This is a genomic window from Pseudomonas sp. MB-090624, assembly GCF_003205245.1.
Lineage (GTDB): Bacteria > Pseudomonadota > Gammaproteobacteria > Pseudomonadales > Pseudomonadaceae > Aquipseudomonas > Aquipseudomonas juntendi.
The window spans coordinates 1-11,086 of the sequence record NZ_QJRK01000087.1; the positions used below are offsets into that span (position 1 = coordinate 1).

General features: G+C 65.4%; 7 protein-coding genes. 2 read left to right on the plus strand and 5 right to left on the minus strand.

What is annotated here, in order from left to right:
* Positions 1-1,280: MATE family efflux transporter (locus DMX12_RS28350; protein ID WP_110680047.1), on the minus strand; the 1,280-nt coding region annotated here is incomplete at its 3' end.
* 201 nt (positions 1,281-1,481) lie between these two features.
* On the opposite strand from DMX12_RS28350, the gene DMX12_RS28355 reads away from it, so the two are divergent.
* A complete protein-coding gene (locus DMX12_RS28355; RefSeq protein WP_110680048.1) occupies positions 1,482-6,383 on the plus strand; it encodes an alpha-2-macroglobulin in 4,902 nt (1,633 codons plus the stop codon).
* A 137-nt stretch (positions 6,384-6,520) separates the two neighbouring features.
* On the opposite strand, the gene DMX12_RS28360 is transcribed toward DMX12_RS28355, so the two are convergent.
* Complete coding sequence (locus DMX12_RS28360) at positions 6,521-6,814, minus strand: hypothetical protein (RefSeq protein WP_009685776.1); 294 nt, start codon at positions 6,812-6,814, stop codon at positions 6,521-6,523.
* 77 nt (positions 6,815-6,891) lie between these two features.
* Here DMX12_RS28360 and pbpC point away from each other — a divergent pair, with 77 nt between their 5' ends.
* Entirely contained in the window at positions 6,892-9,246 is a 2,355-nt protein-coding gene (gene pbpC / locus DMX12_RS28365; protein ID WP_110680049.1) for a peptidoglycan glycosyltransferase PbpC, read from the plus strand.
* A gap of 54 nt (positions 9,247-9,300) precedes the next feature.
* On the opposite strand, the gene DMX12_RS28370 is transcribed toward pbpC, so the two are convergent.
* The 3 genes from DMX12_RS28370 to DMX12_RS28380 all read right to left on the minus strand — a co-directional run.
* Positions 9,301-10,077 carry a response regulator transcription factor gene (locus DMX12_RS28370; RefSeq protein ID WP_110680050.1) on the minus strand — a complete coding sequence of 259 codons (777 nt, stop codon included), beginning with the start codon at positions 10,075-10,077 and terminating at the stop codon, positions 9,301-9,303.
* 120 nt (positions 10,078-10,197) lie between these two features.
* Complete coding sequence (locus tag DMX12_RS28375; protein ID WP_009685779.1) at positions 10,198-10,668, minus strand: prepilin peptidase; 471 nt, start codon at positions 10,666-10,668, stop codon at positions 10,198-10,200.
* A 179-nt stretch (positions 10,669-10,847) separates the two neighbouring features.
* Positions 10,848-11,086, minus strand: a 239-nt coding sequence (locus DMX12_RS28380; RefSeq protein WP_146226881.1) for a DUF4136 domain-containing protein, incomplete at its 5' end; no start/stop codon positions are given.

Genomic DNA, 11,086 nt, shown 5'->3' on the forward strand with positions numbered 1-11,086 from the left:
GCCCGCAACCCCATGAACCCGAGAAACGCCAACCACAGGCCATGGTTGCCAAACCCGCTCATGGCCACCGCCACCGGCAGCGCAATCAGCACCGAAACCAGCATCGCATTGCGCATCTCCCGCGCGCGGGTGGCGCCGATGAACAAACCGTCCAGCAAGTAACTCCACACCGCAATCAATGGCAGCAACGCCAGGTAAGGCAAGTACGGGTAAGCGGCTGCGCGGACGCTGTCGATGTCGGTCTGCAGATCGATGAACAGGTGCCCACCCAGCAGGAACATCCCGGCAAACCCGAGACTGGTGATCAGTGACCAACCGCAGGCCACCACCAGGGAGCGGCGCAAGGTGAGGCGATCACCGGCACCGATGGCGTGGCCGCACAGTGCCTCCACCGCATGCGCCAGCCCATCCAGCGCATAGGCGGTCAGCAGCAGGCCATTGAGCAGCAATGCATTGGCCGCTACGGTCGCCTCGCCCAGGCGTGCGCCTTGCAGGGTGATCAGCAGGAACACCAACTGCAGCGCCAGGCTGCGCAGGAAAATGTCGCGGTTCACGGCCAGCAGCGGTCGCCAGGCCTGCCAGTGCTTCAGTGCTGCCCATGCGACCTGCCCTGGGTAGGCGCGCAGCGCCGGGCGGGTCAGGGCCAGGCCGAGCAGGGCGGCACTCCACTCGGCAATCACCGAGGCCCGCGCTGAACCCAGCACACCCCAGTCCAGGCCCAGTACGAACCACAGGTTCAGCGCGATGTTCAGCAGGTTGGTCGTCAGCAGGATCGCCAGCGGCGCGCGGGCGTTCTGCGTGCCAAGGAACCAGCCGACCAAGGCATAGCTGGCCAGCGCTGCAGGCAGCCCGAGCAGGCGGGTGTGGAAGAAGTCTTCGGTGGCTTGCTGCAACGCGTCGCTGGGTTGCATCGCATGCAGGGCCAACTGGCTGAAGGGAATGGCCAGCAGGCCAATCAACAGGGCAAAGCCGACCGCCAGCAGCAGCCCTTGAACCAGCACCTGGCGCAACGCCGCGCCGTCGCGCCGCCCGGCGGCCTGGGCGGCGAAACCAGTGGACCCCATGCGCAGGAAGCCCATGAGGCCGACCATGAACGTGAACAACGTGGCGCCCACGGCCACTGCGCCCAACTGGTGGGCGTGGGGCAGGTGGCCGATGACAGTGCTGTCGACCAGGGCTACCAAGGGCACGGAGATGTTGGACAGGATCATCGGCGCGGCCAGCGCCCAGACCTTGAGGTGGGTGGGGCGGTGGCGCCAGTCGGCGGTCAGTGCAGTCATTGCGGTCCTTGGGAATCTGGGGCTGCTGCGCAGCCCAATCGCGACACAAGGCCGCTCCCACATCGATCGGCGTACGCAGGCCTTTGTGGGCTATTCTGAATGGGCACAGTGTAACGGCCAGGCAAGCAAACCGCGCGAACATGATTCCGGCCAGCTATAATTGCGGCCCTCAAGTACCCGCTGCCAAAGAGTTCCTACTCCATGTTCAACAAAGGATTGTTGCTGGCCTGCGCGCTGGCCTTGCTCAGTGCCTGTGACTCTTCCACGCCGGACAAACCGGCGCCGGCCGAGAAGCCGGCAGCCACCGCGCCCGCCGAGGCCCCCGCTGCCAAACGCGAAGACCCTGCCGTGCTCGCCAAGCGCTATGCGGGCCGCGAGCTGACTGTGCTCGACGTTTCCGAAGTGCAGCTCGACGGCGCCGCGACGCTGTCGATCAGCTTCTCTGCCCCGCTGGATGCCAAGCAGGACTTCGCCACCAAAGTGCACCTGGTCGATACCGTCAAAGGCAAGCTCGATGGCGCCTGGGAGCTCTCCGACAACCAGATGGAGCTGCGCCTGCGCCACCTCGAACCCCAGCGCAAGCTGGTGCTGACCGTGGACAAAGGCCTGCTGGCGGTGAACGGCGAGCAACTGGCCAGTGAGTCGGTGACCCGCCTGGAAACCCGCGACATGCAGCCGACCATCGGCTTCGCCAGCCGCGGTTCGCTGCTGCCCACACGCCTGGCAGAGGGCCTGCCGGTCATCGCCCTGAACGTCGACAAGGTCGATGTCGAGTTCTTCCGGGTCAAGCCGGAGATGCTCTCGAACTTCCTGGCCAGCTGGGGGCGCAACAGCAGCCTGTACTACTACCAGTCCAAGGAAACCCTGGACATGGCCGAACTGGTCTACAGTGGCCGCTTCGACCTGAACCCGGCACGCAACACGCGCGAGACCGTGCTGCTGCCCATCGCTGGCATCAAGCCGCTGCAGGCGCCTGGTGTGTACCTGGCGGTGATGCGTGCCTCCGGCACTTACGATTACTCACAGCCGGCCACCCTGTTCACCCTCAGCGACATTGGTGTTTCCGCGCACCGCTACCGTGACCGCCTGGACGTATTCGCCCAGGCGTTGGAAGGCGGCAAGGCCATGAGCGGCGTCAACCTGGAAATCCATGACGACAAGGGCAAGCTGCTGGCCCAGGCCGCCACCGATGGCAAGGGCCACGCCCAGTTGCCGATCACGCCCAAGGCCGACACCCTGATCGCCACCCAGGGTGTGCACACCACGCTGCTGCGCTTGAACACTGCCGCGCTGGACCTCGCCGAGTTCGACATCACCGGGCCCCAGGCCAACCCCTTGCAGTTGTTCATCTTCGGCCCGCGCGACCTGTATCGCCCAGGCGAAACGGTGCTGCTCAACGGCCTGCTGCGTGACCAGGACGGCAAGCCCGTCAAGGCCCAACCGGTGAACGTGGAAGTGCGCCGCCCGGATGAACAGGTCAGCCGCAAGTTCGTCTGGGAGGCCGATGCCAATGGCCTGTTCCAGTACCAGTTGCAGCTGGCCAGCGAGGCCCCGACCGGTCGCTGGCAGCTGTTGCTCGACCTCGGCGGTGGGCGCCAGCAGGTCTATGAATTCCTGGTTGAAGACTTCCTGCCCGAGCGCCTTGCGCTGGAGCTCAAGGGCAGCAGCCAGCCACTGTCACCGGATGAAAACGCGCGTATCCAGGTCACTGGCCGTTACCTGTACGGCGCTCCGGCGGCCGGCAACCGCCTGAGTGGCCAAGCCTACGTGCGCCCCTTGCGCGAGGCGGTGCCGGCGTTGCCGGGTTACCAGTTCGGCTCGGTCACCGAAACCGAACTGAACCAGGACCTGGAGCTGGATGAAGTCACCCTCGACCAGGCGGGCAAGGCCGTGGTCGATATCGAAAGCCGCTGGGCCGAAGCGCGCTCGCCGTTGCAACTGACCGTGCAGGCCAGCTTGCAGGAGTCCGGCGGCCGGCCGATCACCCGGCGCCTGGAACAGCCGATCTGGCCGGGCGAGCGCCTGCCAGGCTTGCGCGGCCTGTTTGACGGTGAGGAAACCGATAGCGACGGGCCGGTGGAGTTCGAGGTACTGGTGGCCGACCACGACGGCAACAAGCTGGCGGCCAACGACCTCAAGGTGCGCCTGGTGCGTGAGCGCCGTGATTACTACTGGAACTACTCGCAAAGCGATGGCTGGAGCTATGCCTACAACGAGAAGTTCCTGACCCAGAGCGAAGAGACGGTCAGCGTCAAGGCCGGCTCCACGGCCAAGCTGAGCTTCCAGGTGGAATGGGGCCCTTACCGGGTCGAGGTGGAAGACCCGCAGACCGGCCTGGTGTCCAGCGAGCGCTTCTGGGCCGGTTACCGTGCCCAGGACAACGCCGAAGGCGGTGCCGTGCGCCCCGACCAGGTCAAACTGGCGCTGGACAAGCCGGCCTATGCTGATGGCGCCACGGCCAAAGTCACCGTGACCCCGCCGGCTGCGGGCAGCGGTTACCTGATGATCGAGTCCAGTGACGGCCCGCTGTGGTGGCAGGAAATCGACGTGCCCGCCGAGGGCAAGACGTTCGACGTGCAACTGGACAAGGCCTGGGCCCGCCACGACCTGTACATCAGTGCGCTGGTAATCCGCCCTGGCGAGCGCAAGGCCAATGCCACGCCCAAGCGTTCGGTCGGTGTGCTGCACCTGCCGCTGGACCGCGCCGGCCGCAAGCTGGCGGTGAGCCTGCAAGCCCCCGAGAAAATGCGCCCCAAACAGCCGCTGACGGTGAACGTCAAGGCCGCCAACGCCGACGGTAGTGTGCCGCGGCAAGTGCATGTGCTGGTGTCGGCAGTGGACGTAGGTATCCTCAATATCACCGACTTCAAGACACCCGACCCGTTCGCCAGCCTGTTCGGGCGCAAGGCCTACGGTGCCGACCAACTGGACATCTACGGCCAGTTGATCGAGGCCGGGCAAGGCCGCCTGGCCAGCCTGGCATTCGGCGGTGACGCGGCCATGGCCAAGGGGGGCAAGCGCCCCAACACCACGGTGACCATCGTCGCCCAGCAAAGCGTGCCGGTTACCCTGGATGACAACGGCCAGGGCCAGGTAACGGTCGATATCCCCGACTTCAATGGTGAACTGCGCCTGATGGCCCAAGCCTGGACCGACGACCACTTCGGCATGGCCGAAGGCAAGACGGTAGTCGCTGCGCCGCTGATCGCCGAGCTGTCGGCACCGCGTTTCCTCGGGGGCGGCGACCGCACCAACCTGGCCCTGGATTTGGCCAACTTGTCGGGCCGGGCCCAGCAGTTGCAGGTTGAAGTCAGCAGCGAAGGGCAACTGAGCCTGGCCGCCAATGCCTTGCACACCGTGGCCCTGGCCGAAGGCCAGCGCTCGACGCTGCTGATTCCAGTGCAGGCCCAGGGCGGCCTGGGGCAGGGCAAGGTCCGGGTGCGTGTCACCGGGTTGCAACTGCCCAACGAGCCAAGCACCGCCTTCGAGCGCGAGTGGGCGCTGGGCGTGCGCCCTGCCTACCCGGCGATGCTCAAGCACTACCGCGTGGCCTTGAAGGACCAGCCATGGACGCTGCCCGAAGCAGACCTGGCCGCCTTCGAACCGGCGGGCCTGGAGGCCAGCCTGGCCTTGTCGAGCCGGCCACCGCTCAACCTGGCCGAACAGATCCGCGCGCTGGAGGCGTACCCGTACGGTTGCCTGGAACAGACCACCAGCGGCCTTTACCCGTCGCTGTATGCCGATGCCCAAAGCCTCAAACGCCTGGGCATCAAGGGTGAGCCGGCAGATGTGCGCAAGCGCAAGATCGAGATGGGCATCGAGCACCTGCTGGGCATGCAGCGCTACAACGGCAGCTTTGGCTTGTGGAGTTCGGACAGCGAGGAGGAATACTGGCTGACCGCCTATGTCACCGACTTCCTCCTGCGGGCCCGCGACCAAGGTTATGGGGTACCGGCCGAAGCGCTGAAGAAGGCCAGCGAGCGCCTGCTGCGCTACCTGCAGGAGCGCAACCTGATCGAGGTCGACTACAGCGAAAACGCCGAACATACCCGCTTCGCCGTGCAGGCCTATGCCGCGCTGGTGCTCGCGCGCAGCCAGCAAGCGCCGCTGGGCGCGTTGCGTGGTTTGTTCGAGCGCCGGGCCGATGCCCGCTCTGGGCTGCCGCTGGTGCAACTGGCGGTGGCACTGGACAAGATGGGCGACAAACCGCGTGCCCAGCAAGCCCTGCAAGCCGGGCTTGGCATCAGCCGCAGCAAGGGGTGGATGGCTGACTATGGCAGCCCGCTGCGTGATCAGGCGCTGATCCTGGCGCTGCTGCAGGAAAGCAACCTGGCCACCAACCAGGTCGACCAGCGTCTGTTTGCCCTGTCGGATGAACTGGCGGCCAACCGCTGGCTGTCGACCCAGGAGCGTAATGCCTTGTTCCTCGCCGGCCGTGGCCTGCTGGGCAAGCCCGAGGGCCAGTGGCAGGCGCGCCTGGACAGTGCCGGCGAAGTGCGCGAATTGAACAACGCCGAGTCTGGCATGAAGCTGGAGGGCCCGCTGCTGGCCTCGCCGCTGAGCGTGCAGAATGAAGGCAGCGCGACCCTCTACCAGCAACTGACATTGTCTGGCTACCCGCGCCAGGCGCCTGCCGCCGGCGGTAACGGCATGCAGATCCGCCGCGAATACCTGGGCATGAATGGCCAGCCACTGGACCTGCACAACCTGCGCAGTGGCGATCTGGTCCTGGTGCACCTGGCGCTCAAGGCCCAGGACCGCGTGCCCGATGCGCTGGTAGTGGACCTGCTGCCGGCTGGCCTGGAGCTGGAGAACCAGAACCTGGCGCAAAGTGCCGCCAGCCTGGACAACGCCAGCAGTGCGGTGAAGGAATGGCGCGAATCGATGCAGAACGCCAGCGTGGTGCATCAGGAGTACCGTGATGACCGCTATGTGGCGGCGCTCAAGCTCGACGGTTATGGCACCACGCACCTGTTGTACCTGGCGCGGGCGGTGACCCCGGGCACCTACCGCGTACCGCCGCCGCAGGTTGAGTCGATGTATCGGCCGAACCTGCAGGCGGTGGGTGATGGGCAAGGCGAGATGACGGTAAAAGCCCGCTAGGCTTGTGCTGCTGTTACCGGCCTCATGCTGGCAAGCCAGGTGCTGCACCTGGCTTCGATGCCGCTGCGGTCACCGTGGCAGCCGGCTTGCTGGCGATCGGGCCGCCGTGCGGCTTCCCGGGCGGCCCCCGGGAAGGCTCAGTGGATGACCCAGCTCATTACCCACAACCCCAGCACCAGCCAGATGATCCCAAGGATGATCGACGCACGCATGAATGCGCGGATGGCCGAGTACAGCAGCATCAGGCCAATGATCAGGGCCAGGATGCTGACCAGCGAGGTGTCCATGCCCAAGGTGCGCGCCAGGCCGTCGATGAAATTGCCACCGGCATTGGCCAGCAGGTTGAACAGCCCGCTCAATGCGTCGACGATGAAGCGAATCAACGATCCCAGTGCCTGGCCCAGCCACTCGAAAAAACCTTCTACATGCATAGTTGCTTCCTGATGAACGAGCCGGCGAGTTTGCCGTCCCAAAGCCTTTGGCCATTACCTGGCCAGGTCGGTTCCCGATGCCAAGCTTAGCGCGGCCACGCAGCCGTGCGGGCAGGTTGTTGCGCGCCGTGCTGCTCGGCCTGCTGTTGCTGGCTGGCCTGTTGTGGCTGGCAGACCGCATCTGGCCCCTGCCCATGCCGGGTGACGACCTGGCGCGGGTAGTGCTGGCCGAGGATGGCACACCGTTATGGCGGTTTGCCGATACTGATGGCGTGTGGCGTTACCCGGTCAGCCCTGATGAGGTTTCACCGCTGTATCTGCAGGCGTTGTTGACCTACGAAGACCGCTGGTTCTATCACCACCCCGGGGTCAACCCGCTGGCGCTGGCCCGTGCTGCCTGGCTGAACCTGCGCGGTGGGCGAGTGGTGTCGGGCGGCAGCACGCTGTCGATGCAGGTGGCCCGCCTGCTCGACCCGCACGACCGCACCCTGGCTGGCAAACTGCGCCAGCTGTGGCGCACGTTGCAACTGGAATGGCACCTGTCCAAGCGCGAGATCCTGCAAATCTACCTGAACCGCGCGCCGTTCGGCGGTACCTTGCAGGGGGTGGCCGCAGCCAGTTGGGCCTACCTGGGCAAGTCGCCGCGGCACCTGACCCCGGCCGAAGCCGCGTTGCTGGCGGTGTTGCCGCAGGCACCCAGTCGCCTGCGCCCCGACCGCCACCCCGAGCGGGCACAGCGCGCACGCGACAAGGTACTGCAGCGCCTGGCGGAGTATCAGGTGTGGCCGGCACGGCAAATTCGTGAAGCGGCCGAAGAACCGCTGGTGCTGGCCCCACGGCAAGAGCCAGCGCTGGCGCCATTGCTGGCGCGGCGCTTGAACAGCGCCAACAGCCCACCGCTGATCCGCACCACGCTCGATGCGGCCTTGCAACGGCGCCTCGAAGACTTGCTGCTGGGCTGGCGCGCACGCCTGCCAGAGCGCACCTCTGCCGCCATTCTGGTGGTCGAAGCACAGACCATGGCCGTGCGTGCCTACCTGGGGTCGATCGACCTGACCGACGAGCGCCGCTTTGGCCATGTCGACATGGTGCGTTCGCTGCGCTCGCCCGGCTCTACGCTCAAGCCTTTCCTGTACGGCATGGCATTGGACGACGGCCTGATCCATTCCGAATCGCTGCTGCAGGATGTACCGCGACGCTACGGCGACTACCGGCCCGGCAATTTCTCCATGGGTTTCAGCGGCCCGGTGTCGGCCAGCTCGGCGTTGGCGCTGTCGCTGAACCTGCCGGCAGTGCAGCTGCTGGAAGCCTACGGCCCCAAGCGCTTTGCCGCGCAACTGCGGATGGCGGGTATGCCACTGGCACTGCCGCCTTTGGCAGAGCCCAACCTGTCGCTGGTCCTGGGCGGCGCCGGCAGCCGACTGGAAGACCTGGTTGGCGGCTACGCCGCGTTTGCCCGGGGCGGCAACAGCGCGCAGGTCCGCCTGCAGCCGCAGGACCCGCTGGTCGAGCGGCGTCTGTTGTCGCCGGGTGCAGCGTGGATCGTGCGGCGTATTCTCAGCGGCCAGGCACGCCCCGACCGCGACCCGCATGCCGAACTGGTGCAGCGCCCGCAACTGGCCTGGAAGACCGGCACCAGCTATGGCTTTCGCGATGCCTGGTCGATTGGCGTGGGCCCGCGCTACCTGATTGGTGTGTGGATCGGTCGCCCAGACGGTACGCCGGTCGCCGGGCAGTTTGGCCTGGCATCGGCCGCCCCCCTGATGTTGCAGGTGCACGACCTGTTGAGCAATCGCGACAGCCAGCGGGGTATCAGCGTGCCAATCTTGCCGGTGCCCGCCAGTGTCGGCGTGGCCGCGATCTGTTGGCCGCTTGGCCAGCCCATGGCCAGGCAGGACAGTAACTGCCGGCGCCAGCGGTTTGCCTGGACCTTGGACGGCACCACGCCGCCAACCTTGCAGGCCGCCGACCAGCCGCTGGGCCTGGGCTTGCGCGAGACGGTGTGGGTCAACCCGCATGGCTTGCGTGTGGATGGGAGTTGCCAAGGTGCCACGGCCCGTGATATTGCCCTGTGGCCGGCACCGCTGGAGCCTTGGCTACCGCGGATGGAGCGGCGTGCCGCACGGTTGCCGGCCATCGACCCAAACTGCCCGCCACAGGTACCGGCCAGCGCACCACCGCTGTCGATCGTGGGGGTGCGCCCGGGCGACAATCTGCGCCGGCCGGCCACCAGCAGCGAGCCTTTGCAGTTGCATGTTTCGGCCCTGGGTGGCGGCGGCCGGCGTTGGTGGTTCCTCAATGGCCAGCCGCTGGGGGAGACCCAGGGGCAGGACAGCCTGCTGCTGCGTTTGCCCCAGGTTGGCCAGGCCGAACTCAGCGCCCTGGATGAAAGCGGTGAGACTGCCCGGGTGGCGTTTCAGGTCAGTGAGTAGGTGCCCGACGGCAATGTGGGGCGGAAATACGCCCCGGATACAGCAGGCCGCCGGTCAGTGGGTAGTGAAGCGTTGATGCACTGGCGATGAGCTGGGCGTCAGCGCCAGCGCCAATTGAGTACGGTTATGCATATGGGTCAACCGCAGCACCTGCGACACGTACAGTTTGACGGTGTTCTCGGTGATCCCCAGTTCACAGGCAATCTGGTAATTGGTCTTGCCCTTGCTCACCAGCCGCGCGACCTCCAACTGGCGGGGCGACAGTTTCTCGAACGCTGCGGGTAGCTCGCTCTCGCTTTCTTCAGCATCCGTGGCACGCCGGTGGGCGCCTTGGCCGCGGGCTTTCTCCAGCTCCTGATAAAGCTCGTCCACAGACTCGGCCAAGTCTTGCAAACGCTGGTTCAAGCCGCCCAGGTTGCGGAGGTTGCGCTGGCGCTCGAGTAAGGCCTGCTCCTGCTGGCGCACACCTTCGAGCAGTTCCTCAAGGTCCATGGGTTTCTGGTAATAGTCGGCAAAACCTGCGCGCAGGGCGCGGATCACGTCCTGTTTTTCCCCCCGGCCGGTCAGCATGATGGCCTCGAACATGCGTTGGCTGCCGTCGATCTCCTTCAAGGCACGCACCAGCTCGATGCCGTCCCGCTCGGGCATGTCGAGGTCGCAGATGATGAGGCCGACTGCGGGGTCCGACGTATACCGCTCTATGGCTTCGTCGGTGGAATAGGCGGGTATGCAGGTGTAACCCGCGGTTTCAAGGTATTCACATAGCTGCTCGACAATGACCGGTTGGTCGTCGACCACCAATACCTTCACTTCACTCACTGGTCTGGACACGATCAACTCCCTGTTCGTATACGGCCCTGCTCCCGGGCCAGACGCTCTGGCAATGTAAAAAGTAGTCGCACACGGCGATTCTGTACAAACCCTGTACACATTGTCCGACCACAGGCATCGCTATTGGATCCATACGGCTGTCAGCAGAAAGCCGGTGAGCACATAGGGGACGAACGCCTGCTTGTCGCCCATTTCTTCGGTCAGGGCTTGCAGGCGCTTCTTGATCTTGGGGTTGAGCAGCAGCCATAGACGCCGACGGGCCAGCAGCCAGACCAGCACGCTGACCCCAGCGCCAATGAACGTGCCAAGCACGTATTGCGTGCCGCTGGCCAGGGCCAGGGCGCCCATCAGCTTGACATCATCGGCGCCGAAGTGGCCGTACATATAGCCGGGCAGGGTCAACAGCATGACGATGGCCAGCGCCCATCCGGCATCGCTGGCATCGGCCCCCATCCAGCTATGGCCAGTGGCGAACAGCCAGAGCAGGGCACAGCTGGCCACACCCAGGGTGAGCAGGTTGGAGATCTGGCGTTGACGCACATCCTGTTCGGAGCACAAGGCAAGCCACAGCAGCAGAACAATGCTTTGCATTGGCAGGTCGCCCTTCCTAAAAGTTGAACACTTCTACCCGGTCAGTCAGGTTTCCTTGACTGAAGATAGACCGGAACGTGCGCACGAGTAGGCCTTGCAACCGAAAAAGGCGTGGTCGGAACGGATTTTGTCGTAGCTGTCACCGGGGCTGCGCTTGAGCCCCTGGCTGCTTTTGAAGGTTATTTCCGGCTACCCGGCGGGTAATTGCCCAGCACCTTGGCCACGGTGTTTCGAATGGCGCTGTTACGCTCTTCAGGGCCCGGTGGGTAGTTGTTCATGATCTGCTCGGCACTGCCGCGCCAGACTAGCTTGCCGTCACGGCCATCGAAAAGGTCGACCTGAATGGTGGCCACCTTGTAATCGACGCTGCGGGTTTCGTTGTACATGGGGCCACCCCAGTACCCGCCCCAATAACCAC